This window comes from Moorena sp. SIO1F2 (assembly GCF_010672755.1).
Classification (GTDB): Bacteria; Cyanobacteriota; Cyanobacteriia; order Cyanobacteriales; family Coleofasciculaceae; genus Moorena.
In genome coordinates, this window is record NZ_JAAHFV010000059.1 from 1 (window position 1) to 24,791 (window position 24,791).

Annotated in this window: 24 protein-coding genes and 3 pseudogenes; 18 read left to right on the top strand and 9 right to left on the bottom strand. The window is 43.8% G+C overall.

Translation table 11 applies throughout. The features are described 5' to 3' along the window. The 10 genes and pseudogenes from F6J94_RS10350 to F6J94_RS10395 form a co-directional block, all read left to right on the top strand. The coding region (locus tag F6J94_RS10350) for an FAD-binding protein (protein WP_293039613.1) at nucleotides 1–1,197 on the top strand (1,197 nt) is incomplete at its 5' end. 145 nt (nucleotides 1,198–1,342) lie between these two features. After that, on the top strand, nucleotides 1,343–1,912 hold the full coding sequence (locus F6J94_RS10355) for a Uma2 family endonuclease (protein WP_293039614.1): 570 nt from the start codon (nucleotides 1,343–1,345) through the stop codon (nucleotides 1,910–1,912). Nucleotides 1,913–2,149: 237 nt separating this feature from the next. Then, a complete protein-coding gene (locus F6J94_RS10360) occupies nucleotides 2,150–2,566 on the top strand; it encodes a XisH family protein (RefSeq protein ID WP_293039615.1) in 417 nt (138 codons plus the stop codon). After that, nucleotides 2,554–2,889, top strand: coding sequence for a XisI protein (locus F6J94_RS10365; protein WP_293039616.1), 336 nt, complete (start codon nucleotides 2,554–2,556; stop codon nucleotides 2,887–2,889). The genes F6J94_RS10360 and F6J94_RS10365 overlap by 13 nt, the downstream gene beginning before the upstream one ends. 21 nt (nucleotides 2,890–2,910) lie before the next feature. Next, nucleotides 2,911–3,108: pseudogene (locus F6J94_RS10370) on the top strand (element excision factor XisH family protein); the annotation flags it as partial. Next, nucleotides 3,096–3,431, top strand: coding sequence for a XisI protein (locus F6J94_RS10375; protein WP_075903795.1), 336 nt, complete (start codon nucleotides 3,096–3,098; stop codon nucleotides 3,429–3,431). The pseudogene F6J94_RS10370 and the gene F6J94_RS10375, both read left to right, overlap by 13 nt. A 56-nt stretch (nucleotides 3,432–3,487) precedes the next feature. After that, a complete protein-coding gene (locus F6J94_RS10380; protein ID WP_293039617.1) occupies nucleotides 3,488–4,231 on the top strand; it encodes an isochorismatase family protein in 744 nt (247 codons plus the stop codon). 114 nt (nucleotides 4,232–4,345) lie between these two features. Next, complete coding sequence (locus tag F6J94_RS10385; protein WP_293039618.1) at nucleotides 4,346–5,149, top strand: DUF4058 family protein; 804 nt, start codon at nucleotides 4,346–4,348, stop codon at nucleotides 5,147–5,149. A 79-nt stretch (nucleotides 5,150–5,228) separates the two neighbouring features. Then, complete coding sequence (nadC, locus tag F6J94_RS10390; protein ID WP_293039619.1) at nucleotides 5,229–6,098, top strand: carboxylating nicotinate-nucleotide diphosphorylase; 870 nt, start codon at nucleotides 5,229–5,231, stop codon at nucleotides 6,096–6,098. 15 nt (nucleotides 6,099–6,113) lie between these two features. Next, nucleotides 6,114–6,275 (top strand): hypothetical protein, encoded by a 162-nt coding sequence (locus F6J94_RS10395; RefSeq protein ID WP_293039620.1) that lies wholly within the window; start codon nucleotides 6,114–6,116, stop codon nucleotides 6,273–6,275. Between the two features lie 16 nt (nucleotides 6,276–6,291). Here F6J94_RS10395 and F6J94_RS10400 read toward each other — a convergent pair whose 3' ends face one another. The 5 genes from F6J94_RS10400 to F6J94_RS10420 form a co-directional block, all read right to left on the bottom strand. Continuing rightward, nucleotides 6,292–6,432 carry a hypothetical protein gene (locus F6J94_RS10400; RefSeq protein WP_293039621.1) on the bottom strand — a complete coding sequence of 47 codons (141 nt, stop codon included), beginning with the start codon at nucleotides 6,430–6,432 and terminating at the stop codon, nucleotides 6,292–6,294. Between the two features lie 47 nt (nucleotides 6,433–6,479). Continuing rightward, on the bottom strand, nucleotides 6,480–7,853 hold the full coding sequence (locus tag F6J94_RS10405; RefSeq protein ID WP_367142187.1) for an ABC transporter substrate-binding protein: 1,374 nt from the start codon (nucleotides 7,851–7,853) through the stop codon (nucleotides 6,480–6,482). A 455-nt stretch (nucleotides 7,854–8,308) separates the two neighbouring features. Beyond that, the gene (locus F6J94_RS10410) at nucleotides 8,309–9,745 is read right to left on the bottom strand and encodes an ABC transporter substrate-binding protein (protein ID WP_293039623.1); all 1,437 of its coding nucleotides are present in this window, start codon (nucleotides 9,743–9,745) and stop codon (nucleotides 8,309–8,311) included. A gap of 59 nt (nucleotides 9,746–9,804) precedes the next feature. Then, a complete protein-coding gene (locus tag F6J94_RS10415; RefSeq protein ID WP_293039624.1) occupies nucleotides 9,805–11,229 on the bottom strand; it encodes a serine/threonine-protein kinase in 1,425 nt (474 codons plus the stop codon). Nucleotides 11,230–11,478: 249 nt separating this feature from the next. Further along, complete coding sequence (locus tag F6J94_RS10420; protein WP_293017627.1) at nucleotides 11,479–12,492, bottom strand: LysR family transcriptional regulator; 1,014 nt, start codon at nucleotides 12,490–12,492, stop codon at nucleotides 11,479–11,481. A gap of 217 nt (nucleotides 12,493–12,709) precedes the next feature. On the opposite strand from F6J94_RS10420, the gene F6J94_RS10425 reads away from it, so the two are divergent. From F6J94_RS10425 to F6J94_RS10445, 5 genes and pseudogenes are all read left to right on the top strand, one after another. Continuing rightward, nucleotides 12,710–13,426: an NnrU family protein gene (locus tag F6J94_RS10425; protein WP_293039625.1), complete on the top strand. Its 717-nt coding sequence runs from the start codon at nucleotides 12,710–12,712 to the stop codon at nucleotides 13,424–13,426. A gap of 86 nt (nucleotides 13,427–13,512) precedes the next feature. After that, nucleotides 13,513–13,944 (top strand): thioredoxin, encoded by a 432-nt coding sequence (gene trxA / locus F6J94_RS10430; protein ID WP_293039626.1) that lies wholly within the window; start codon nucleotides 13,513–13,515, stop codon nucleotides 13,942–13,944. A gap of 763 nt (nucleotides 13,945–14,707) precedes the next feature. Then, nucleotides 14,708–16,774 carry an NAD(P)H-quinone oxidoreductase subunit 5 gene (locus F6J94_RS10435; protein ID WP_293039627.1) on the top strand — a complete coding sequence of 689 codons (2,067 nt, stop codon included), beginning with the start codon at nucleotides 14,708–14,710 and terminating at the stop codon, nucleotides 16,772–16,774. Between the two features lie 104 nt (nucleotides 16,775–16,878). Further along, complete coding sequence (locus F6J94_RS10440) at nucleotides 16,879–18,462, top strand: NAD(P)H-quinone oxidoreductase subunit 4 (protein ID WP_293039628.1); 1,584 nt, start codon at nucleotides 16,879–16,881, stop codon at nucleotides 18,460–18,462. Nucleotides 18,463–18,892: 430 nt separating this feature from the next. Next, nucleotides 18,893–19,505 (top strand): annotated as a pseudogene (locus F6J94_RS10445) (Uma2 family endonuclease). Nucleotides 19,506–19,561: 56 nt separating this feature from the next. Here the strand turns inward: F6J94_RS10445 and F6J94_RS10450 are convergent. Continuing rightward, nucleotides 19,562–20,311, bottom strand: coding sequence for a Uma2 family endonuclease (locus tag F6J94_RS10450; RefSeq protein WP_293039629.1), 750 nt, complete (start codon nucleotides 20,309–20,311; stop codon nucleotides 19,562–19,564). 101 nt (nucleotides 20,312–20,412) lie between these two features. After that, on the bottom strand, nucleotides 20,413–21,288 hold the full coding sequence (locus F6J94_RS10455; protein ID WP_293039630.1) for a Uma2 family endonuclease: 876 nt from the start codon (nucleotides 21,286–21,288) through the stop codon (nucleotides 20,413–20,415). Nucleotides 21,289–21,666: 378 nt separating this feature from the next. Between F6J94_RS10455 and F6J94_RS10460 the strand changes: the two genes are divergently transcribed. Next, entirely contained in the window at nucleotides 21,667–22,809 is a 1,143-nt protein-coding gene (locus tag F6J94_RS10460) for an agmatine/peptidylarginine deiminase (RefSeq protein WP_293039631.1), read from the top strand. A 209-nt stretch (nucleotides 22,810–23,018) separates the two neighbouring features. On the opposite strand, the gene F6J94_RS10465 is transcribed toward F6J94_RS10460, so the two are convergent. Both F6J94_RS10465 and F6J94_RS10470 read right to left on the bottom strand, forming a co-directional pair. Next, nucleotides 23,019–23,180: a hypothetical protein gene (locus F6J94_RS10465; protein ID WP_293039632.1), complete on the bottom strand. Its 162-nt coding sequence runs from the start codon at nucleotides 23,178–23,180 to the stop codon at nucleotides 23,019–23,021. Between the two features lie 149 nt (nucleotides 23,181–23,329). After that, nucleotides 23,330–24,187 (bottom strand): Uma2 family endonuclease, encoded by an 858-nt coding sequence (locus tag F6J94_RS10470; protein WP_293039634.1) that lies wholly within the window; start codon nucleotides 24,185–24,187, stop codon nucleotides 23,330–23,332. Between the two features lie 82 nt (nucleotides 24,188–24,269). On the opposite strand from F6J94_RS10470, the gene F6J94_RS10475 reads away from it, so the two are divergent. Together F6J94_RS10475 and F6J94_RS10480 are read left to right on the top strand one after the other, a co-directional pair. Next, nucleotides 24,270–24,449: a hypothetical protein gene (locus F6J94_RS10475; protein WP_293039636.1), complete on the top strand. Its 180-nt coding sequence runs from the start codon at nucleotides 24,270–24,272 to the stop codon at nucleotides 24,447–24,449. After that, nucleotides 24,415–24,791, top strand: a pseudogene (locus tag F6J94_RS10480) (NTPase); the annotation flags it as partial. The gene F6J94_RS10475 and the pseudogene F6J94_RS10480, both read left to right, overlap by 35 nt.

A 24,791-nucleotide genomic window follows, 5' to 3' on the forward strand; every position in this document is an offset into this window, starting at 1 on the left:
GCAACTGGTCATTGTCAGGGGATTAGCCTCCTCTATCAAGGTCAGATATCTTGGCTAAAAGCCTCTGCGGTAATCCTAGCCACAGGTGGTGGCGGTCAAGTTTTTGCCCAGACAACGAACCCAGCCGTAAGTACAGGAGATGGAGTAGGACTGGCTTGGCGGGCTGGGGCAATTGTTAGAGATTTGGAGTTTTTCCAATTTCATCCCACGGCTTTAACCAAACTAGGGGCACCTCGCTTTTTGATTACAGAAGCTGTCCGGGGAGAAGGAGCACATTTAGTAGATTACAAAGGCGATCGCTTTGCTTTTAATTACCACCCTTCAGGGGAATTGGCCCCTAGAGATGTGGTAAGTCGGGCAATTTTTAGTCACTTAGAAAAAACCTCCGCCGATCCTAGCCACGGGAATGTTTATTTAGACTTGCAACCCATTGACCCAGAGCGAATTCGCTATCGTTTCCCCAATATTATTAACGTATGTCAACATTGGGGCATTGATATCTTAAAGCAGCCCATTCCCGTTGCACCTGCTGCCCATTACTGGATGGGAGGAGTGGCTTGCGATCTCACCAGTTGCACTTCAATTCCAGGGCTATATGCCATTGGGGAAACGGCTAGTACGGGAGTTCACGGTGCCAATCGCTTAGCGAGTAATTCCTTATTGGAATGCTTGGTTTTTGCCGCCCAATTAGCTGAAATTCAAACAGCTCCTAATCCAGTTCTGGCGGAATCCCTACCCTTGAGAAAAGAAAAAGGTGACTGGGCAAGGGAAATCGAGAAGATAGCCTCAGTAAGGCAAAGTTTGCCCTACCTGATGTGGCAAAGTGCAGGAATTTGTCGCTCCCAGGAAATGTTAGAGTCAGCCCTTGCTCAAGTTAATTCCTGGCGCTCTGAATTGGCTGGTTTTCAGGTGAGTCAATACTTGCTGGATTTACAGCCCAACCAAACAGTTAAATTTGAGTCACCATTAGCCGAGCAGCAATTGCGAACGGCTGCAGAAACCTTCAATCTTCTGGATATTGCCTATTTAATTCTCAAAAGTGCAGCATTGCGCACAGAAAGTCGGGGCGGACATTACCGCAAGGATTATTACCAAACATCACCCACTTGGCAAGTTCACACCTTAGTACAGGGGGAGCGTTGGTGGAAATCTCCACAACTTTCTCTAATGTTAGAACCCAAGGATATAGCGGTATGAATAGCACTTATTCAAAAGCAGTGACAACAGTGCAAACCTATCCCTATATTCACCCTTAACCCTATACTATTGGCGAGCGCCCTACAGGTTTGATGTGCAGCTCGCTTTCATTTTTTATTGGTAATTTAATTATTGGTAATTTAAGGTGAATACTATTAACATTCCCCCCACCTTCAAAGTTACAGAAGAACAATTCCAAATACTCGCTACTGCTAACCGAGAAAAGCGCCTCGAACGTACTGCTAATGGAGAATTAATTGTTAGGCCCCCTACAGGAGGCAATACCGGAAAACGCAACGCACAATTATCTGCACAATTTGTGATTTGGAACAATCAAACCAAACTCGGAGTTGTTTTTGACTCTTCTTGTGCTTTTCGTCTTCCTAATGGTGCCGATCGCTCTCCTGATGTCAGTTGGGTAAAAATAGAACGCTGGAATCAACTCACACCAGAACAACAAGACACTTTCCCACCCCTTTGTCCTGATTTTGTCCTTGAGTTACGCTCCCGTACGGATACTATGGAAAGCTTAAGACAAAAAATGCAGGAATATTTAGACAATGGCATAAGCTTAGGCTGGTTAATCGATCCCAAAAATAGAATCGTAGAAATTTATAAACCCCAACAAGAGGTGAAGGTGTTAAGCTCTCCTAATACTCTATCTGGAGAAGAAGTATTACCTGGATTTAGTTTAAATTTTGAAACCGTTTGGTAGTTAGGATGTAAGCATATGCGCTACGCGCAGGCTACGCCAACAGCCGTGAGCTAAAAGCTCACGCGTGCGCGTTCAGCTGTCAGCCGTCAGCTTAAAATAAACTTCATTTGGGAGAATTTAAGAGTTCGAGATTTTACAGAATTGAAAGTCTGGGGATTTGCCCTTGGCCACAGGGCTTTGGCAGCTCAAGTAGCGATCGCACTGTAATATGAAGGTGGATGAGGTGTTTAAGGAGATATGCCAGCTAAAGACATTTACCACGAGTGTGTCAAAAATGCTCTCATTAAAGATGGTTGGACAATTACCGACGATCCCCTCAGTTTAAAATGGGGTAAGAAGGATATGTATGTTGACTTGGGAGCAGAGCAACTCTTAGCAGCCGAGAGAGCCGAACGCAAAATCGCTGTTGAAATTAAAAGTTTTCTGGGTCTATCGGAAATGAACGATCTTGAGAAAGCAATTGGTCAGTATATTGTATATCATGACGTTCTCGCCGAAGTTGAACCGGACCGAGAGCTTTATTTAGCCGTATCCCAAGAGGTTGCCAGTGGATTGTTTGAAGAACCTATTGGTGAGCTGTTGATAAAAAACAATCGAGTTCGTCTTTTGGTTTTTGATTCTGAAGCGGAGGATATTATTAAATGGACTCTTTAGAGCGGGACCGGGAGATTATTCAAAAAATAATCTCTGACTACGCACAAATTCCTTATTCTTATGGAGAAATTGAACGAAATAGCGTGTTTGATTCTAATCGCGATCGCTACCTATTAATGATAGTTGGTTGGGAGGGAGTGCGTCAAGTTCACGGCTGTATCATTCATGTGGAAATTATCGATGGCAAAATCTGGATTCATCGCGATGGGACAGAGGATGGCATCGCTGGGGAACTCCTAGAAGCAGGTATTCCCAAAGAGCGTATTGTTCTAGGCTTTAAATCACCAGGAGTGAGGAAGCACACAGGGTTTGCAGTTGCCTAAAGTCACCCTGAATTCCATACGGTTTTGGGACAATTCCTTAACTATCGCTTTGCCCTCAAAGCAGAAGATCCAGAGAGATTATTGTATTTAGCTATTCCTCTTGAAATTCATGAAACCTTCTTTGCCCGTCGTTTCGTTCAAATGATTACCCAAGAGTATCAACTAAAATTGATTGTATTCGAGCCAACTAAGGAGGAAATTGTTCAATGGCAAAACTAGAGCAATATCGGCAATTCGTCAAAGAGATTCTAACCGAATACAGCAGCCACAAACCCGCTTATGGTGAGGTAGAAGTGGAATTAATCTTTGATACCGAAAGAGACCGCTACCAGCTTGTCCATGCCGGATGGAGTAATCGTCGCCGTATTTATGGTTCCACAATTCACATTGACCTTAAAGATAATAAGATTTGGATTCAAAATGATGGTACAGAAGTTGGGATTGCCAACGTCTTAGTTGAACGCGGTGTCCCTCACCAAGATATTGTTCTGGCCTATCATGCCCCTTACCTTAGGAAATTTACTGAATTCGCGGTAGGGTAAGAAATCATAACTTAGCTTTTTAAATTGTCGATACCAAGAATAACCAGGAGGTTTTGATGGTAACTTCTTTAACTACTCCCGATGCCACCTTAGCAGCAATTGAAGCCGCCTTACCCATTGACCCTCAGCCCTATACTATTGGCGATCGCCCCACGGGTTTGATCGTTGTGGATGTGCTCAATGGCTTTTGCACTGTTGGTTTTGCTCCTTTGGCTCCAACAGAACCAAATCAGCAAATAGCCACCATGGTATCAGAAAGCGATCGCCTAGCAAAAGCTTTCACCGCCAAAGGTTGGCCAGTCTTAGCTTTTCTAGATACCCACGAACCAGGCAAACCAGAACCTCCCTATCCTCCTCATTGTGAAAAAGGGTCTGGGGAAGAAAAGCTCGTTCCTGAACTGGAATGGCTAGAAACTCATCCCCACGCTACTTTAATTCAAAAAGACTGCATCAATGGTTTTATCGGTTCCATTGATGTAGATACTGGCAACAATAGTTTAATTAGCTGGATAAACCAGCACAAACTGGAAGCCTTAGTAGTCGTAGGAATCTGTACCGATATTTGCGTCATGGACTTCGTGGTTACTATGCTATCAGCACGCAATCATGATATGGTACCAACATTAAAAGACATTACCGTTTATACCGAAGGCTGTTCCACCTTCGACCTCTCAGCAGAGATGGCAGCCCAGCAGGGTTTGCCAAAAACAGCCATTCATCCCCAGAAAATTGCTCATCACGTTGGTTTATACACTATGGCAGAGCGTGGAGCGTTCATTGCTTCTACAATTTTGATGTGACCAATCCCAAGTTCAAAACTAAGTAAAACTAACCTTTTTTTAACAGCCTTCATGTCTTTTTATCTTCTTCCTTTTAGCTTCTCTGTTACCCCGTAAGTTTAAGTATAAATAACCATGCCCTCACCATTCCCTGGAATGAATCCCTATTTAGAAAATTCAGCCTATTGGTCAAGCGTACATCATTGGCTAATTACGGAAATTGCTCGCTTATTAAACCAACAGTTATCCCCTAAATATGTAGTTGCGGTAGAAGTGCGAATCTACGAAACTAGTGGAGAAAAGTCCACGCTTATTGGTATTCCTGATAATGTCATTGCTAAAAGCTCTGAAAATACGATCAGATATCCCGAGTCTAATGTAGCTGTTGCAGTTCCTTCTACCGAACCTTTAACGATAGAACTTGCTCTGACAGAAACTATTAAGCAAGGATATCTAGAAGTTAGGAGAGTTGGTACCGGAAAAGTTGTTACGGCTATTGAAATTATTTCTCCTATCAATAAAAATGTAGGAGAATGTCGGAACAAATATGAAAACAAACGTCAGCTTATTTTAAATAGTAAAACAAATTTAGTAGAAATAGATTTACTACGTCAAGGTAATTCACTGATTAATTTAAATCATAATATCGAGCGTGACTATCACATTTTAGTTAGTCCTAGTCATCAACGGCCTCAAGCCTATCTATATGCTTTTAACCTTCAAGATGTGATTCCTGTTTTTCCTTTACCTCTATGTCCAGAAGATCCAGAAATGCTTCTAGATTTACAAATGATTTTACATCAAGTTTATGACCAAGGGCGCTATGATTTAATGATTGACTACAAACAAAAAAATATTCCTACTTTATCAAAAGCTGATACAATTTGGGTAGAAAATATTTTAAAAAACAAGGATGAAGTTAAAAAAACATTAAATTAAATGATTTATTGGATAACTTGAGATAATAACTCGTTAAACTAAAAACTAAAAAAAATAACCAGGTTTTTTGGTAAGACTTATGGCGATATTACCTCCCCCAATAGTGTTAGACCCTCTACTGCATCAATGGCTCAAAGAAGATATTGGTAGAGGCGATCGCACCACCCAAGGTTTGTTCACTCAAGAAGCTAGTTCTGGAAACGGACAATGGATCGCTAAGGAAGCAGGTGTAATCACGGGATTGCCAATAGCAGCGCGGGTGTTCTATTTATTAAATGAAAAGGTCAGCTTTATCCCCCTAGTAGCAGAGGGAGAAAGTTGTCAGCCAAGCCAAGCCATCGCTCGTTTTCACGGACCATTTGATGCTTTGTTGATGGGAGAGAGGGTAGCTTTAAATCTAACTATGAGTCTGAGTGGCATTGCTACCCTAACCCGTCAGTATGCCGAAAAAATTGCTGATTTGCCTGCCCAGTTGGTGGATACTCGCAAAACAACTCCAGGCTTAAGACTATTGCAAAAATATGCAACTCAAGTGGGAGGAGCCATTAACCATCGCATGGGGTTGGATGATGCGGTGATGATTAAGGATAATCATATTCAAGCGGCTGGGGGAATTGGGGAAGCGATCGCTCGAATTCGTAATACTATTCCCTATCCTATGACCATAGAAGTAGAGACAACAACTCTCGCGGAAGTAGAAGAGGCGATCACCCACAATGCTGATATTATCATGTTGGATAATATGCCAGTTGAGCAGATGGAGGTAGCAGTTAAGCTAATTCGTGTAAGCAACAACAACATTAAAATTGAGGCATCGGGTAATGTTACCTTAAAGACGATTCGTGCAGTGGCAGAAACAGGAGTAGATTACATCTCCAGCAGTGCTCCCATTACTCGCTCTAGTTGGTTGGATTTAAGTATGAGATTGGGGAGTTGGGATAAACAATAAATTGAAACGGGCAAGATGCCCGTTCCACGCAAACGGGCAAGATGCCCATTCCACCGATGCCCGTTCCACGCAAACGGGCAAGATGCCCATTCCACCGATGCCCGTTCCACACAGGGGATTTGGGAACAGGGAACGGGAAATAACCAATTTAAATGCACATCAGCTTACCAATTTTAAAAAATATTCCTACATATTAATACTCTCCCCATCTCCCCATCCCCCATCTCCCCATCTCCCCATTCCCCTCCTGGGAGGGGTTAGGGGTGGGTCCCCATCTCCCCATCTCCCCATTCCCCTCCTGGGAGGGGTTAGGGGTGGGTCCCCATCTCCCCATCTCCCCATCATCATCCCTAGCAGGCATAAATAAAATTGGTATCAGGCTTAAGGAATTGGCACAAATTCATACTCCAAGCTAGAACTATTACTTGGTTCAATTGTTACCAAATTGACCGGTTGATAACGATCGCCTGATGGAAAAAAACGAATCGGAGCAGCAGCACCTCTAGCAAAAAAGTTCGGTGCTGAAAGTTCTTGTTGAACTCCGGTGCGACTAGGATTACGTCTAATCGCCGCACTTAGGGCTTGCACAGCATCATAAGCCATAGCTGTGCGCCAGTTAACATCAATACCCCAAAGCTGATAAGCGGTTTTGGGAAATTCAGAACCAGGCTTGGCTAGGGGATGCCAGGGTAATGCTACTACCATCCCTTCAGCATCTTTACCTGCTACTGTCAATGTCTTAGTACTGTAAACTTGATTTCCCGCCAAAATAACTAATTGTTGACCCAAGCTATTGCGGTGTTTGCTATTGAGCTGAACCACATTTAGTACCTGATCAAGGCTGCTATAATCAGCACCTAACATCAGAACTTGAGCACCACGATTAATCGCTTGTTTAAAGCTTTTAGCAGCACTAAAATTTTTCTCAGACACGTCAAACTCACTAACTACTCGTCCTCCTTCCAAGAAGACAGCGGTTACAAACTCTGACTTAAGAGACTGACTAGACTCACTTTGATAATTGTAGAAAACAGCAACATTATTCTGCTTGAGGTCTTGCACCATGTGTTTAGCTAATGCTCTAGCTGCCAGGAGATCATTCGGTACACTACGAAAAACAAAGTCGCTAATTCCTGATAGGTTTACTGAAGTGCTAATGGGAGAAATTGTTACTAATTTACCGGATTCATAGCTATCTGCTGTAGCTTGGGTCACCTTGCTGTTGAAATTACCAACAACTGCCAAAATCTCTGGCTTACTCACCAACTTTAATGCTAATTTTTTGGCCACCTCTGGATTATTATCATCATTAGCGATCAGTACTTTGAGAGGAATACCTTTAATTCCACCAGCTTGATTGATTTCCTGTTGGGCTTGAGCCACACCCCGAAGTATATCTTTAGCAGTATTTATGTCATCACTAATGGACACAACAGCAGCAATGGTGTAAGAGGGTTTTTCCCCAATACGAGCATTATTAAGGTAGATGAGAGCTTCTGGATCATCACGGTGGAGGTCTAAGGATTCCGTGAATTTAACAACTGCCTGGTCGTAGTTACCAGCAGTAACCGCTTCTACTCCTAGCTGTTTTTCCAGTGTTGTTGAATCAGAAAATAAAATATGGTCTCCTTCACTAAGGTAATTTGGTATGCTTGTTTTATCTGAAGACGTATTGTTCGATACCAGCATAGATAAGGGAGATGTGGTCACTTTAAACCACCACAGACACCCAGATACCAAAGCTAAGGAGATCATTAATGATAGCCCAAGAAGCTTAGTTTCGTTGTTCTGATACATACGCTATTGCTAATTTTTATACAGGCTAACCCAGTTGATTATCCGGAATAATGCTTAATACTAATTTGTTTTGTAATCTTTCAAGGTAATTGATGAGTGGAATGGTTGACGGTTAACGGTTGACGGTTGAGGGTCAACGAAAAACCATCAACGGTGGTTCACATAGTGACCCTGTAGAATACAACTGAATACAACTGAATACAACTGAATACAATTAAATACAACTAGTTAACAAAAGCCCTTGTTGGATACTCCTGATTAGGGAAATAACTTAGCTAAGTTATTTAGCTAAATAACTTAGCTAAATAACTTATGGTACAAGATTTGACCACTGATCAGGTGACAAAATGGCAAAAATATTGATCAGTTATTCCAAAATTGGGCAACGCTCTTATTTCTATATTGCCCGGTTTCTACTTGCTAGGAATCGGCACAAAGTCATAACCAAAGCTGGAACGATTACCTGCTTCAATCTTGACAAGCTGGACAGCCTGGTTGCGATCGCCTGATGGTAAAAACCGAATTTTGCTGGATACTCCTTGGGGCTGAAAACCTGATCCGGATAGGGCTTTTTGTACACCGGAACGGCTTTGCTGCTGTTTGAGGGCTGCGATTAAAGCTTGAGTAGCATCGTAAGTTAAGGCAGTGCGCCAGTTCACATCTGAACCCCATAATTTCGTGGCGGCTTGGGGAAAGGGGGAATTTGGAGCGCCCAAAATATGCCAGGGGACTGCCAACACCATACTAGCCGCATCCCTACCACCGATTTGCAAGGTCTTGGGTTTGTAAACACTATCCCCTGCTAGCATCGGTAGACGTCCATCATTGACCTGCACTACTAGTAACGCTTGGTTAAGGGTGGCGGAATTGGGAGCTAATATCAACACTTCTGCACCTTTCTCGATCGCCTGTTTGACATCAACACCAGCATTAAAGTTAGGTTTGGCAAAGTCAAACTCTCCCACTACCTCGCCACCATCAGCAAACAGGGCAGTGGTAAATGCATCGGCAAGAGATTGGCTGTAGTTGCTCTGGGAATTAAAAAAGACAGCTGCTTTGCGTACATTTAATTGATTGAGCATGTAGCGAGACAGGGCGCTACCAAAAAAGCGATCGCTAGGGATAGTCCTAAAGACATAATTACCCAGTCTTGAAATAGTTACTGAGGTACTAGTCGGAGAAATCACCACCAACTGATTCTCTTGATAAACCTCTGCGGCTGCCAGGGTGACCTCACTGCTAAAATGACCAATAACCCCCAAAACATCTGGATTATCCACAAAAGCTTTAGCTATTTTTTTAGCAACCTTGGTATCATTGTCATCATTAGCAATGAGCACCTTTAAGGGTACATTATTAATACCACCGGTAGCATTGATTTCCTGTTGGGCTTGGGCAACACCCCGTAACATTTCTTTGGCTGCATTTACCTCTACACCAATAGGTATTGAGATCGCAATTGTATAAGACTTAGATGTACCGATCCGAGCATTATTGAGGTAAATCAAAGCTTCTGGATCATTTTTCTTAGCTTGAAGGGATGCCTCCAGTAAAGAAGCCGCTTTACCATAATTCCCAGAAGCAAATGCTTTGACTGCTGCCTGTTTGGCTGGTGTTACCTCTGTTGATATTAAGGTTCTATCTCCGGCACTAAGGTGCTCTGCGATGATTATCTCAGGCTTAATGTTTGTAGTTTTTGGAGTTACCTTAGCCCTAGGTTCATCTTCCTCCGTTTCCTCCGGAAATGGCAGTGTGATTATCTGACTTTTCTGAAGCCACCATAAGCCTCCCAACACCATAGCTACCGTAATCACCATCGATAGCAAAAGAACACTCGTTTCGTTTTTCATCGGACATAAGTTCCGTTGTCAGTTACCCTGCATCATTCCATTAATCAGCAACGCCCCTGCTATAGTATTCGAGATAACAGTTGATATACCAGCCGGAAAAGTGCCGTCAGAGCGATCGCTGCTGCTGCTGCTAGAACTGATATTATGATAACTAACTGGATTGACTGCTGGACTCGCAACACCGGGAAAAGTATCAACAGTCCCAAGCTGATGCCTCCTATAATCACTAGGTCAATTTTTTCAATAAACCTGCGATATTGAGCATAAATTAGCCCTCCCAAACTCATTCCCCATAAAAGCATACCCAGTGGGTTGGAGGAGACTATCTTAGCAAAAGCAGTTGCAGCAATGAATAATAAAGCTCCCTCAAATCCAGTAAAAGCAGCTGCTCCTAGTACCTCAAGTAGAGAGAATTTTGCTCTAAGGGGTTTGGATAGGGGTGAGTGGGTTTGTGGTTGCCTGGTGTGGGGCCGGGAGGGTGGGGATACTGGTAGAACTGATCCGTGACGGGGTTGAGGGGTTGTCTGAGCAATGTTTAAACTATTTATGGCATCAAGAACCTCCTGAGCAGACTGAAAGCGTTGATTGGGCATTGGCATAAGTAGTCGATTGAAAATACTCTCAAGTTCATTGCTGATTTGGATATAACTTCTCCAGTTCCATTCATGGGTAACAGGTTCGTAGAGTTCATTAGGTTCTCTGCCAGTCATCAAAACCATCACAGTCACTGCCAGAGCATACAAATCCGTTGAAGGGTAAATTTGAGAACCGGTCATTTGCTCCGGTGGTGCAAATCCGATGGAATAAATACCAGTAGACCTCGCCGCTGTTGTTCCTGGGTTTACCTGTTGCTTAACTGCACCAAAGTCTAATAGATAGAGAAGCCCATTGCGATCGCGCATAATATTGGAAGGCTTGATATCGCGATGAATGGAGCCATTGTCATGGACAAATTGGAGGACTTTGAGAATTTCTGTTAACACTTCTATGGCTTTGGCTTCAGAGAATGCTCCTAAGCTGTTGAGTTCTTCCTCCAAGTTTTGTCCATCAATATATTCCTGTACCAGATAGAAAAACTGGTCTTGTTTACCCGGTTTCCGACTCGGCACCGTCAACGGAAAGTAGGCATACAAATCGGGGATTTGGGGGTGACGCCTGCCCAATTTCTCTAAAACCGTTGCCTCCCGCTCAAACAATCTGTGGGCAGTTTGTAGTTCCCTCTGGCTAATTCTCCCAGACGGTTGGAACTGCTTAACGACACATTGACGCAAGGTAGGGGTATAGCGATCGCGTGCTAGAAATGCTGCTCCAAATCCTCCTTTGCGCAGCAGCTGGGAGGGAATGTAGCGACTTGCTACAATCAGGGGCATACCACAGCTATTACAATACCTTTGCTCTGTGGTGGTTAGAGTGGTTCTGTTATCTAGATCATCAAAGTAATTATGGGGATTTGGGCAGCCAGGACGGGTGCAGAAAATTTCCATGTTTTACAGGATCACTACGAAATACAAGGCGCTACCAGCTGACAAGCTCTAGCAAGTCACTGCTTGTTGTGTTTATTTTAGTCGTTAGATATTAGTGAACTCACGCCATTTTGAAGAAGCCCCTGGAATTTTCTGCATTACTGATCAGATCTTCTCGTAGGCAGCGGAATAAATCTCGTCACTTGTTTTCAACCCTGTCTTGATGCAGTCGCTCATGGGGGAAACCCCCAAGACCGCGCTGCATCGCTTTCAACCCCCAGCTTCAGCGTGGGGGCTATCCACTTCTAAATTTTTAGGATTAGTTACCATCCCTGATAGTGCCAAGGATTGCCCGTGCCATGCTACTGAGCCAAACAAGGGCAAAATCTGCCTACAGAAGGCTTCTGTTGCTTTGGAAAGGTAACGATTGGGGTTAATCACCAAAGACAATACCCGTTTAACCACTACTCCCTCTATTTTTGCCCTGTGTAGCACCCCCATTTGTAATTCTTTTTCAATAGCTGTAATCGATACAAAGGCAGCTCCTAGTCCTGACTGTACTGCATTCTTAATCGCTTCAATGGAGTTAAGTTCCATCTCCACCTTAAACCGTTTAGCATCAATGCCACTGCGACCTAATACCTGGTCAATTACCTTACGGATGGTGGATTGGGAGTCCAAAGCAATAAACTGTAACTTATACAGGTCTTCTTTTTGGATCTTCTCCAAATTAGCCATGGGATGAAATGCAGGCAAGATTAGTACTAGCTCATCTTCAGCATAAGGACTAATGGTCAAGGTTTCTTGAAGTTCTGGGGGAACTTCACCACCAATAATGGCTAAATCCACTAGTCCATTGGCTACACCCCAGGAAGTGCGGCGAGTGGAGTGAACCTGTAATTGTACTGTCACCTCAGGATAGCTTTGTCGGAACATACCAAGCATCCGAGGTAGTAGATAGGTTCCGGTAGTTTGAGATGCACCAATAATTAAGGTCCCACCTTGGAGACTTTGTAAGTCGTCAATGGCTCGGCAGGTTTCCTGGCATAGAGCCAGAATTTTTTCCCCATAGTCCAACAGCAGGTGTCCAGCTTCCGTCAGTTGGGCACGGCGTCCACCCCTGTCAAATAACGGCACCTCTAACTGTCGCTCTAAATTTTGTACTTGCAGGCTGATAGCAGGTTGGCTTACGTATAGACTATCAGCAGCACGCTTGAAACTCCCCTCAGTAGCGATCGCTTTGAGTATACGGAGTTGATCGAGAGAAAAAGGTAGGTCAGACATAGGGCTAAACCATTAACAGAAAGGAGCGAGCTGAAATCGAAACTAACATAACCAGGACTCAAGTTCCTACTCCGTCTTGATGCAGTCGCTCATGGGGGGGACCCCCAAGACCGTAATGGTGCTTTTTCCGTAGGCGAATTAAATTCGCCACGGGTCGCACCTCTGCATCGCTTTTTTGCTATAATAGAGCGTTATTTCCCATCTATCACCCTTGCCTATGGTATTTCCAAATTGGCTGAGTGTCAGCCACTTTGTCATGTTTGGGTTGCTATTGACTTTTGCGATCGCTCATAGTGGTTTAGCCGCCCTGCGTTCTAAGGGTGAACAAATAATTGGTCCAAGGCTTTATCGTATTGTCTTTGCTTTAGTGAGTCTTCCGCTAGCAGTTGTATTAATTATTTACTTTTTGAACCATCGATATGATGGTATACAGTTGTGGCTCCTTCAGGACCTGCCAGGTATTAAGTCATTAGTATGGGGGCTTTCAGTCATTTCTTTCTTGTTTCTTTATCCAGCTACGTTTAATTTATTAGAAATTGCTGCGATTCAAAAGCCCCAAGTCCATCTGTATGAGTCTGGCATTATGCGGGTTACCAGGCATCCCCAAATGGTAGGACAAGTAATATGGTGTATTGCCCATACCCTCTGGATTGGTAGCACCTTTACCCTATTGACCTCCGTGGGATTAATTCTCCACCATCTTTTCGCTGTCTGGCATGGAGACCGCCGGTTGTTGGCACGGCATGGAGAAGCCTTTTGTACACTCAAAGCTCGCACATCCGTAATCCCTTTTTTGGCAATTATCCAGGGACGTCAATTCCTGAGATGGCAGGAGTTTGTTCGTCCGGCATACCTAGGAGTCATCGGTTTTACTGGGCTGTTGTGGTGGGTACATCCCCTCATGATTACAGCTGTAGCCCAAGTAAATTGGTAATTAGGACATTTCTGTTGCTCAGATGATCCCGATTCGATGTAGCATGATCCCAAACAAATCTAAAAACCCTTATATTTCAAAAAATCATGGTATTGTCTGTTGATGAACGGACGTTTTCAAAAACAGTTTTAGACTCTTCTGAGCCAGTTATCGTTGATTTCTGGGCTCCTTGGTGTGGAGTTTGCCGGTTTGTTCACCCCATACTTGAGGAATTCCAAACTCAAGGAAGCAATTATGTCAAGGTTGTCAGAGTAAACGCCGATAACAATCTCAAGCTTGCCAATACCTATCGACTCAAGACCCTACCGACATTGCTATTCTTTGAGCAAGGTCAGTTGGTCTCACGAATAGAAGGTTTCCAAGGTCGGGATGAGCTGCTCAGGGAAATTGCCAGGCTGCTCAAATCACACTGCCAATACCCAGATTTGACCAAGGAGTTGGATAAAAGGCAGCGCCAAGGTTTGAAAGCTTTTTCGGCCAATATCTCCTCAAGAGAAGTTCTAGGTATTAGGTATTAGGTATTAGGTATTAGGTATTAGGTATTAGGTATTAGGTGCAAGAGGGTAATGGTACAGAAGGAAAGCTGTTGACACCCAACCTGCTTTACCCGGCGCTAGCCAACTAGGTCAGAACACCCTTAGCCATTCAACCTAAAAGCCTAAAACCTTCACTTAAACTAATTAGCTAATTAGCGACTCTTAACCTAATTAGCCATTGAATTGGTCATCGGTAACCAGGTTGTGGGTTTACCATTTCCCATGACCAATTACCGATTGCCAATTACCGATTGCCAATTACCGATTGCCAATTACCGATTGCCAATTAACAATTAACAATTACTAATTACTTTCTGACTCTTGTGCCTGATCTGTGCCTGTGAATTGATAAATCATATATTATAACACTTACATGCCTAGGTATGGGCAAAGGCTACGTGCCGAAAAGATAAATTTTTGTTAATTAAATTTTTTTATTATTTTCATCAAATATTGGGATTATCTGATGATTACTCGTTTTGATGAGATATTTTGTGATAAAGCTTACTAAAAAGGTTAAGATTTGTATCAGATATGAGACCTTAGTGGCCTATTCACCGGATGGCGGCTGTTGGTAGTAGTCGCCGCAAGCCAATGCCGACCGTAAGTCCATGGCCTAGGCTGCTATAGTGCAGTTGAGATTAAAGGGTCTGGCCTTCTACAGACAAACAAAAAGAAAAACTTTAGACATGAGCGGTTAACAGTTTGCCAAAATAGTAACGAAATCTGAAGTAGGCTGTCTTAAATGGAACCGCTTTATCAATATGCCTGGCTAATCCCAGTGTTTCCCTTGGCAGGGGCAATGCTGGTTGGTCTGGGGCTAATTTCCTTCAATAGAGCAACGAACCGTCTGCGGCAGCTGTTAGCTGTATTTATTGTCTCCTGGTTGGGGGCGTCGATGGTGTTCTCCTTTGCTATACTCTGGAGTCAATTTCATGGTCATGAACCCTATCAACGCACCCTGGAGTGGGCTGCTGCTGGCAATTTTCACCTAATGATGGGTTATACCATCGATCACTTAACCGCACTGATGCTGGTAGTGGTGACCACCGTAGCTTTTCTGGTGATGATTTATACCGATGGCTACATGGCTCATGACCCCGGTTATGTGCGCTTCTATGCTTATTTAAGCTTGTTTAGTTCCTCTATGCTCGGTTTGGTGGTTTCTGCCAACCTGTTGCAAGTTTATATTTTCTGGGAACTGGTGGGAATGTGTTCCTACCTGCTAATTGGATTCTGGTATGACCGTAAGGCAGCAGCAGATGCTTGTCAAAAAGCTTTCGTGACTAACCGTGTCGGAGACTTTGGTCTGCTGTTAGGCATGTTGGGACTCTACTGGGCAACTGGCACCTTCGACTTTGATGCCATGGGAGCCAATCTGGAAGCCTTTGTGGAATCCGGTTACCTGGGTGCAGGCATGGCAGCTGTGTTCGCTGTCTTAGTGTTTCTCGGTCCGGTGGCTAAATCCGCCCAATTTCCCCTCCACGTTTGGCTTCCCGATGCTATGGAAGGCCCAACCCCGATCTCTGCCCTAATTCACGCTGCAACCATGGTAGCTGCTGGGGTGTTTTTGATTGCCAGGATGTACCCCGTGTTTGAAGGGATTCCAGTCGCCATGACTGTGATTGCCTGGACGGGAGCATTTACCGCTTTCTTAGGGGCAACCATTGCTATTACTCAAAATGATATTAAGAAAGGGTTAGCCTATTCAACTATGTCTCAATTGGGTTATATGGTAATGGCAATGGGCATTGGAGCCTATGGTGCTGGCTTATTTCACCTGATGACCCACGCTTATTTCAAAGCCATGCTGTTCCTCTGCTCTGGGTCAGTAATTCACGGTATGGAAGCTGTGGTTGGCCATGACCCGATTTTAGCTCAGGATATGCGGTTAATGGGAGGCTTGCGTAAGTTTATGCCCATTACCTCCCTGACATTCCTAATTGGAACCTTGGCAATTTGTGGAATTCCCCCCTTCGCAGGGTTCTGGTCAAAAGATGAAATCTTAGGCAGTACTTTTGAAGTAAGTCCTTTCCTGTGGGGAATTGGCTGGCTGACCGCTGGAATGACTGCTTTCTATATGTTCCGGATGTATTTCTCCACCTTTGAAGGGGAATTTCGGGGCAATGAGATGGAAATTCGTCATCAACTCAAAGAAGCTGCTGGTGTAGCTGTACCTGCTTTTGGTCCTGGTGCTATGGATGTACGGGAACTTGAGGCTCAGGCTGACCATGATCACCACGACCACCACCACAGTGAGTTTCCCCATGAGTCACCCTTAACGATGACTCTACCGTTGTTAGTGTTAGCCGTGCCATCGGTACTGATTGGTTTGGTGGGAACTCCCTTTAACAACTACTTTGAGGAATTTATCCACCCAGCCAGTGAAACCATAGCCGAAGTCGTGGCAGAAGCAGAAGCCTTTGACTGGTCAGAATTTCTGATTATGGGCGGCAGTTCCGTGGGAATCGGTCTGATTGGGATTTCCGTTGCGGTACTGATGTACTTACAGGGCAAGATTGACCCCAATGCGATCGCTAAAAAAATCCAGCCCCTATATCAGCTGTCTCTCAATAAGTGGTACTTCGATGAAATTTATGACCGGCTGTTTGTTCAGGGAAGCCGTCGATTAGCACGGCAAGTTATGGAAGTAGACTACCGTATCGTTGATGGTGTAGTCAACCTGACTGGCTTTTTCACCCTGCTCAGTGGTGAAGCACTGAAATACGTAGAAAACGGTCGTGCCCAATTCTATGCTCTAATTGTCTTCCTCGCAGTACTGGGTTTAGTAATTGTCTCAGGTGTGACCTGACCTGCTTTGTTAATTGTTAGTTGTTTATACAAAATTAACAATTAACAATTAACAATTAACAATTTGCAATTTTATTTTGACCAATGGTGACTGACTAGTTGACTATGACAGATTTCCCCTGGCTAACAATAATTATTCTGTTTCCGATTGCGGCATCGCTTCTGCTCCCGTTTCTGCCAGAAAAAAATGGGACTTGGGAGCGTTGGTACTCTTTAATTATCGGGCTAATTGATTTTGCCCTAATTGTCTATGCTTTTGTGACCCAGTACGACCTGAGCAACCCAGAACTGCAACTGGTCGAAAAATACAGCTGGGTGCCTCAAATGGACTTGAATTGGTCAGTAGGTGTAGATGGCTTATCCATGCCTCTTGTTTTACTGACTGGCTTTATTACTACCCTAGCGATGCTGGCAGCTTGGCCGGTAACCTTCAAGCCTAAGCTATTTTACTTCCTGATGTTGGCAATGTACGGTGGTCAGATTGCTGTATTTGCTGTTCAAGATATGCTGTTGTTCTTCTTGGTATGGGAACTGGAGTTAATTCCGGTTTACATGCTACTGTCAATCTGGGGGGGCAAAAAGCGTCTCTATGCAGCTACCAAGTTTATCCTCTACACCGCAGGGGGTTCCCTGTTTATCTTGCTAGCTGCCTTAGGCATGGCATTCTATGGAGATACCGTAACCTTTGATATGCGATCGCTCGCCCTCAAAGATTACGCCCTAAATTTCCAGCTACTGCTTTACGGAGGCTTCCTGATTGCTTACGGGGTCAAGCTACCCATCTTCCCTCTACATACCTGGTTACCAGATGCCCATGGGGAAGCCACAGCACCGGTACACATGCTCCTGGCTGGCATTCTGCTGAAAATGGGGGGATATGCCCTAATCCGCATGAATGCTGGCATGCTACCCGATGCCCATGCCGTGTTTGCTCCGGCATTGATAATTTTAGGGATTGTCAATATTGTCTATGCTGCCCTTACCTCCTTTGCCCAGCGTAATCTCAAGCGTAAGATTGCTTACTCATCCATTTCCCATATGGGATTTGTCTTAATTGGTATTGCTTCCTTTACCGACTTAGGCATGAGTGGGGCAGTGATGCAAATGATTTCCCACGGTTTAATTGGTGCCAGCCTATTCTTCTTAGTAGGAGCTACCTATGACCGTACCCATACCTTGATGCTCGATGAGATGGGGGGTGTTGGTAAGAGAATGGGCAAAATGTTCGCCATGTGGACAACCTGTTCCATGGCATCCTTAGCATTACCCGGAATGAGTGGGTTTGTGGCAGAAGTGATGGTGTTTGTTGGCTTTGCCACCAGTGATGCTTACGGTTCCTTGTTCAAAGTATTAGTGATCGTCCTGGCAGCTATCGGGGTTATCTTAACACCAGTTTACCTGCTCTCCATGCTGCGGGAGATTTTATATGGTCCGGAAAACAAGGAATTAGTCGCCCACGAAGCCTTGATTGATGCTGAACCTCGGGAAGTGTTTATTATTGCCTGTCTGTTAGTACCAATTATCGGCATTGGTTTGTATCCGAAAATTGTGACTCAGATCTATGACGCTACCACAGTCCAGCTAACCGCACGACTCCGCAACTCTGTACCAACCTTGGTCAACGAAGCACCAGTGGCGCTAGAAAATCCTCCAATAGTTTCTGTCGCTCCATCCATTGCTCCTCGTTAGGGATTGATATTTTACAGTTGACTAGCTTGTAGAGTGGGCAAAAACAGTTCTATTGTTTTGAGTATTCGAGACTAGAGAACTTTTCCCTAGCTAGTAGGGTGGGCAAAACAGTTCTATTGTTTTGAGTATTCGAGACTAGATTAGTTTGCCCACCATACTAGTGATTAACAAATTAGCAGCTTTTAATGTAGGGGTAGTATGAACCAACCCCTACATTTTTTTGTTGCCAAAGCCCCCAAAAAGCTCCCTTATATCATGTCAGGATAATTACCCTTAATAAAAATCTCCCCCATCTCCCCATCTCCCCATCTCCCCACACTTTTATTATGGGTATTCAACCGAACTTGATATTAGAGAAGCTATTGCTAGCGATCGCTTAACCAAAACTGATCTTAAAATATAAGAAACTTGTGCGGGAAGTAGCTAAATCATGACATTAGCCACCACAGCTGTTGAAACTAATCCCATTGTGCTGAGGATGCCTCCAGCATTGGATATGGATGATGACCAATTTTTTGAGTTTTGTCAGGTTAATCGAGATTTACGTATTGAACGCACATTAGACGGAGAAATAATTGTTATGCCCCCAACAGGAGGTGAAACATCTGACAGAAATTCCGACATTAATTTTCAGCTACGGTTATGGAACCGCCAAACAAAGCTAGGGAAAGTTTTTGAGTCTTCTTGTGGCAATAAGGCTGCCCAATGGGGCAGATCGTTCTCCTGATGCATCTTGGCTCAAGCTGGAGCGGTGGGAATCCCTGAGTAAAGAACAAAGGAAAAAATTTATTCCTCTGTGCCCAGATTTTGTGATTGAGTTGCGTTCCCCCAGTGATAGGGTAAAAGACCTCAAGGACAAGATGGAGGAGTACATGGACAATGGTGCGAGGTTGGGGTGGTTGATTGAGCCAAATAGTCGTCGGGTGTATATTTACCGTCCTGGTGCTGATGTGGAGCAATTGGAAAATCCCGCTACGGTCAAGGGGGATGATTCAGTGCTGCCTGGTTTTGTCATGGTTATGGAAGAAATTTGGGAAGGTTGAGGGGTAGTACTTTCAGCCTACTCCCTTCGCTCCTTCTTATCCAAAACTGACCTTAGTTATTTTTGCAGTCTGTGATTAACCTCTTCTACTGATATACTCAAAGCTTCAGCTATCTGTTCCACACTCACCCCTAATCCTAATAAATGGGAAATAGCTTTCTGTAGTGCTTGTTCAGTTTTCTGTAGTGCTTGTTCAGCTTCCTCATAAGCCATGTCCAGTTCTTGAAAATTTAATAGCTTTTTACCTAACTTTGGATCGAAAAACTCTAATTTTCCCTGATTCACTTGAAGTTCTAGACCTAAGACTTCACTGTAAATCGAGAAATCTTCATCTCCTAAAGGTTTGCTAGCTATAGGCTCATAGTTTCCCTCCACCAGACGTAATCCTTTCAGGGGTGGTTGGAGATAATCTTCCACAGGGTCATACTGCATGTATTCTAATACTCCCATATCTTGGTATGTTTGGCGATTAAACCTTTGATCAGTTCCCTTAGTACTTATTGAAGTTACTTCTAAGATCCAACTCGGAAAATTTCCGCCTTCTTCCCAAACTTTGTAGTGTTTTCGTAGTTTATTTTCTACTCCGAAAATCACAAATACATCAGGCTCGATTACGGCATCATATATGCCTTCTAGGTAGTAAATCGATAAGTTACCCGAAACATAAACATCGTCTCGATTTTTGAAATAGTTTTTCAAGGCTTCTACGCCATAAATGATATAATCTCGGTTAGGGTCACTTTCTGCCATTGGTGTACCATTAGTATTGCGGTAGAAAAATTTAGGTTTTAATTGCTCATTAGTCATTGGTCATTCAGCAAGGGAGTAGGGAGTAGGGAATAGGGAATAGGGAACAGGGAATAGGTAAGGGGGAATAACCAATTTAAATGCCCATTAGCTTAATAGGGTTATTCTTGAACGTGACGGTTAACCTCTGCCACTGATAAATTTAGTGCTTCAGCTATCTGTTCAACAGTCAAGCCTAAGCTTAATAACTGAGAAATAGCATTCTGTAGCCCTTCTTCCGCTCGTTGTCGGGCTTGAGCTTCGGCAGCTCGCTCTAACTCCGCTTGTTGTCGGGCTTGAACTTCAGCAGCTCGCTCTAACTCCGCTTGTTGTCGGGCTTGAGCTTCGGCAGTTTGCTCTAACTTTGATCGTTGATAAGCTATCTCCAGTTCTTGAAAATTTAATAGCTTTTTCCCCAGCTTCGGATCAAAAAATTCTAGTTTTACCTGATGCACTTGCAGCTCTAGACCTAACACTTCACTATCAATAGAAAAATCTCCATCCCCTAAGGGCTTGCTGGGGATAGGTTGATACTTTCCCTTCACCAAACGTAATCCCTTAAGTGGCGGGTTAAGATAATCCCCGGTAGGATCATACTGAAAGTATTCTAATACTCCCATTGTTTGGTATAGTTTGCGTTTTGTGGTTTGATCACTATTCCGGCTGCTTTTTGAGGTTATTTCTAATACCCAACTGGGCAATTTTCCTCCTTCTTCCCAAGCCTTGTAGCTTCTTCGCTGTTTGTTTTCCACGCCAAAAACCACAAATACATCAGGAGAGACTACCTGATCGGGTTCTCCTTTCTGGTAGTAAATAAATAAGTTACCCGAAACATAAACATCTTCCCGATTTTTGAAATAACTTTTTAAGGCTTCTACGCCATAAATCAGATAATCCCGAGTAGGATCACTTTCTGTCATAGGCTTACCATCACTATCGGGGTAGAAAATTTCGGTTTTGAGTTCGTCAGTTATTTTAGTAATAGGTACTTTAGTCATAGGAAAGACACCTTCTGATTAAAATTGAAACTAGAAACTTGAAACTTATAGCTGATAGCTTACATTAGTGAACCTTTTCTCTATGGGGAAGAAGGGTAATGGTGAAAACACTTTCCCCATTACCCAAAGGTGTAATTGCAATCACACCGCATTACAGAATCTCTAATTACCTTAATTTGACCATCAGTAGAAAAAACAGATCACCTGTCACTGGACATTTGAGCCACTCTATGATAACGCTGCTAGCATTGACCATCAAAAAGTGTGTTAAGTGTCGGAAGTGTCGGAAGTGTCGGAAGTATGCCAGGATTCCTACTCCCTACTCCCTACTCCCTACTCCCTACCCAAGTGATAAGTACTCTAGAATAGATAAACGCTATGTTGAATCGTCGAAGGTTACTAAAGTTAAGTGTTCTTTCAGCTGCTAGTGCCTTGGGTTGGTCAGCAGTTTGCTCAAGGGTGAGAACTGAGGTTAGTAGTAGTGAAATGCCGGACTATAGCAGCACTGGAGTGACGTTATTACAAGAGACAACACCCCTTGAGGATGGCTTTTTCTTTCCGGCGGAATGGCAACCCCATGAATTCACGATCATGGTGTTTCCTCCAGCTCAGAATTGGAAAGGGTATGGTCTGAAGAAGGCAAGGCGGGAATGGGCAGCAGTGGCGAATGCTGTCAATGAGTTTGAACCGGTTTCGATGGTTGTTCATCCTCAAGACAAGGGTGTGGCTAAGGGCTTGTTGAGTTCCGATATCGAACTGATTGAGTTTCCCGTAAACGATGGCTGGGCAAGGGATTCCGGTCCGATGTTTTTGGTGAACGGCAAGGGTTCACGTCGGGTAGCTGGGTTTACTTTCAACGGTTGGGGTGGTAAGTTTCCCCCCTATCACGACGATGCTTTACTAAAGGCGCGATTGTCTCACTATCTTGATACTACCATGTACTCATCCTCTCTAGTCTTGGAGGGCGGTGGTGTGACATTAGATGGTGAAGGTACTATTATCACCACTGAGGAATGTTTACTTAACCCTAATCGCAACCCCACCATGAGTAAGTCTCAAGTTGAGAGATTGTTGAAGCACTATCTCGGGGCTGAAACCGTGGTTTGGCTAGGTCGTGGTATCGTACCTGATCCGGTCACAGATGGACATGTGGATGGGATTTGCGCATTTGCAGCACCTGGATTGGTCTTACTCCATAGCACTGATGATAGGAATGATCCAAATTACAAGATTTGTCGGGATGCTAAGCATCGATTAGAACAAAGTACTGATGCTCGTGGACGTAAGTTTGAGATTGTTGAGATTCCTCTTGGCTTAGATGTTGCTCATATGAATTTTTATATTGCTAATAATGCTGTGATCGTTCCAGTTGCTGGTGACTCCAGCCAAGATGATGCTCCCCTTGCTATTCTGCGTGAGGTTTTCCCTGGGCGGAAGGTTGTTGGTGTAAATAGTCTGATGCTGGCTGAAGGTGGAGGAGGGGTTCATTGTATTACCCAACAGGTACCGGTTGCTAAGTAAGCATAGAGCCGTCAGCTGTCAGCAGTCAGTAAATTTTGCGGGAGGAAACAGGCAAGATGCCTGTTCCACCAAGATGCCTGTTTTACACAAATAAATATTTCAGCAATATTTAACAAATAGTCTCTGATTTTATGACAGTTTTATATTATTAATTCCTAGATAATTTTCTTGATAATCTGCTCAAACTACAGGTTATTAACTTCAGGCTTTCAAAAGATACCATCAAATTCACCAGCCTCAAATCTTTTTCTCAATTCCTGGCGCTGAATTTTGCCAATCCCTGTTTTCGGAATTGTCTCTTTGGGAACGGGAATCAGGTAATCTGGATTTAACCCAATCGTGTTCACAACGGTTTTCCGAATTTTCGCCATGCACTGCGTTTAAGGAATTATCGTCAGTATCAGTAGCACTGAAAAAGATTGCCAATCTATCAGTATTGTCCCCAATTATCCGAACATAATCTAACCCACCAGCGGGTCAAACAGCTTAAATGACATACACCCACCAACTCAGACAGAGGTTAAATTTCATCGGGATTAATACCCATCTCTCGTAACCGTTCTGCTAATTGTTCAGCTCGTTGTTGAGCCAGTTCAGCTCGTTGGTGTTCCTGTTCAGCTCGTTGTTGAGCCAGTTCAGCTCGTTGCCGTTCGAGTTCAGCTCGTTGCCGTTCCTGTTCAGCTCGTTGGCGTTCGAGTTCGGTTCGTTCTGCCTCAGTAGGAATCCAATTCCCCTGTTGATCATACCAACGTAGCCACAACCGATTCAATCCCCGATATTCCCCAAGCCATAGTCCTAAACCCAATTGCAACTCAGGGATCCAAAATTTGGAATTGTCTATGGTTTGGGGTTGATAGCTGCCCTCATCTAACTTAAAAAGTTGTAATTCGTTACTAACTCGGTCAAAGGTAACATAGTAGGGAATTGCTAAAATTTGCTCGTACACTTCCCATTTCGTTGGTGGTTCGACCGTTCGTTCACTGTAACCAAGGTCTTGATCTCTGGTGCTGGCAGATAGCAATTCTATGGCCACAATTGGTCTGACCTCTTCTTGCCAGATTACATAACTCATTCTGAGCTCTCTTTCCTGGTAGAATCGGGAAATCCCCACTACAGCAAACCAATCCGGTCGTTTGTACCAAGCGGTATGGTTAGGGTCATAATATAAATTTAAGTCACTGGCGACAAACACCCTTTCGCTTTCATAATTGGGAGGGCGAAATGTCTCACTGCACAGTTGTGGCTGCCAAAGATGAAATTCGTCAGGCAAACCCGGCTCCTCGGGATCTTCACTGGGTAAATCATACATGGTTGGCAGGGTTTCTTTGGCCGGATGAGGGAGAATAACCTGCTCAAATAAGGGTTTGGCAACAGACATGAGATTACCTCAATTTTTGTCCGACTCATGATTTTGATTTTAGCAACTGTCGGACTTATCGGGAGTGTGGGGAGATGGGGAGATGGGGAGATGGGGAGATTTTGGAGATCTTGACTACTGTTCCCTGTTCCCAGATCCGCTGTTCCCTACTCCCTACTCCCGACTCCCTACTCCCTACTCCCTTTCCTCTATAATGATAAATAAACCAAAAGACAACTACCAATATCATGCTGGATTGGTTAGCAGTTTGGGGAATTTCTAGTGCCGGTGGCTATCTCGCCAAAGAAGTGATCGGTCCCTTGGCCAAAGAAGCTCTAGAAGACTACACCAAAGACTTCTTCAAAGAGTCTATCAAAGACTATACTGGACTATCGGATCAAAATACCCAGAAAAAACTCTTCGGTAAAGCTTTAAAAGAATTTGTAGCTTTAGTTGAAAAGGAATTGGAAGATGCTGACCTATCCAAGCAAGAATTGAAACAATATACTAAACCCCTCAAGCAGTATATTAAGGATAAATCCATTAAAGCTATCCTAGGCAGTGCCTTTAGATATGGCTGTCAGCAACTAGATACTGAGACATTAGCTAAGACTTGGATTGAGCA

What these genes read in the sequence shown, in the direction of transcription:
- F6J94_RS10360 (WP_293039615.1), top strand. Translation starts at nt 2,150, where the DNA reads ATGCCAGCTAAAGACATTTACCACGAGTGTGTCAAAAATGCTCTCATT.
- F6J94_RS10365 (WP_293039616.1), top strand. Translation starts at nt 2,554, where the DNA reads ATGGACTCTTTAGAGCGGGACCGGGAGATTATTCAAAAAATAATCTCT.
- F6J94_RS10375 (WP_075903795.1), top strand. Translation starts at nt 3,096, where the DNA reads ATGGCAAAACTAGAGCAATATCGGCAATTCGTCAAAGAGATTCTAACC.
- F6J94_RS10380 (WP_293039617.1), top strand. Translation starts at nt 3,488, where the DNA reads ATGGTAACTTCTTTAACTACTCCCGATGCCACCTTAGCAGCAATTGAA.
- F6J94_RS10385 (WP_293039618.1), top strand. Translation starts at nt 4,346, where the DNA reads ATGCCCTCACCATTCCCTGGAATGAATCCCTATTTAGAAAATTCAGCC.
- nadC (WP_293039619.1), top strand. Translation starts at nt 5,229, where the DNA reads ATGGCGATATTACCTCCCCCAATAGTGTTAGACCCTCTACTGCATCAA.
- F6J94_RS10395 (WP_293039620.1), top strand. Translation starts at nt 6,114, where the DNA reads ATGCCCGTTCCACGCAAACGGGCAAGATGCCCATTCCACCGATGCCCG.
- F6J94_RS10400 (WP_293039621.1), bottom strand. Translation starts at nt 6,432, where the DNA reads ATGGGGAGATGGGGACCCACCCCTAACCCCTCCCAGGAGGGGAATGGG.
- F6J94_RS10405 (WP_367142187.1), bottom strand. Translation starts at nt 7,853, where the DNA reads ATGATCTCCTTAGCTTTGGTATCTGGGTGTCTGTGGTGGTTTAAAGTG.
- F6J94_RS10410 (WP_293039623.1), bottom strand. Translation starts at nt 9,745, where the DNA reads ATGAAAAACGAAACGAGTGTTCTTTTGCTATCGATGGTGATTACGGTA.
- F6J94_RS10415 (WP_293039624.1), bottom strand. Translation starts at nt 11,229, where the DNA reads ATGGAAATTTTCTGCACCCGTCCTGGCTGCCCAAATCCCCATAATTAC.
- F6J94_RS10420 (WP_293017627.1), bottom strand. Translation starts at nt 12,492, where the DNA reads ATGTCTGACCTACCTTTTTCTCTCGATCAACTCCGTATACTCAAAGCG.
- F6J94_RS10425 (WP_293039625.1), top strand. Translation starts at nt 12,710, where the DNA reads ATGGTATTTCCAAATTGGCTGAGTGTCAGCCACTTTGTCATGTTTGGG.
- trxA (WP_293039626.1), top strand. Translation starts at nt 13,513, where the DNA reads ATGGTATTGTCTGTTGATGAACGGACGTTTTCAAAAACAGTTTTAGAC.
- F6J94_RS10435 (WP_293039627.1), top strand. Translation starts at nt 14,708, where the DNA reads ATGGAACCGCTTTATCAATATGCCTGGCTAATCCCAGTGTTTCCCTTG.
- F6J94_RS10440 (WP_293039628.1), top strand. Translation starts at nt 16,879, where the DNA reads ATGACAGATTTCCCCTGGCTAACAATAATTATTCTGTTTCCGATTGCG.
- F6J94_RS10450 (WP_293039629.1), bottom strand. Translation starts at nt 20,311, where the DNA reads ATGACTAATGAGCAATTAAAACCTAAATTTTTCTACCGCAATACTAAT.
- F6J94_RS10455 (WP_293039630.1), bottom strand. Translation starts at nt 21,288, where the DNA reads ATGACTAAAGTACCTATTACTAAAATAACTGACGAACTCAAAACCGAA.
- F6J94_RS10460 (WP_293039631.1), top strand. Translation starts at nt 21,667, where the DNA reads ATGTTGAATCGTCGAAGGTTACTAAAGTTAAGTGTTCTTTCAGCTGCT.
- F6J94_RS10465 (WP_293039632.1), bottom strand. Translation starts at nt 23,180, where the DNA reads ATGGCGAAAATTCGGAAAACCGTTGTGAACACGATTGGGTTAAATCCA.
- F6J94_RS10470 (WP_293039634.1), bottom strand. Translation starts at nt 24,187, where the DNA reads ATGTCTGTTGCCAAACCCTTATTTGAGCAGGTTATTCTCCCTCATCCG.
- F6J94_RS10475 (WP_293039636.1), top strand. Translation starts at nt 24,270, where the DNA reads ATGGGGAGATGGGGAGATTTTGGAGATCTTGACTACTGTTCCCTGTTC.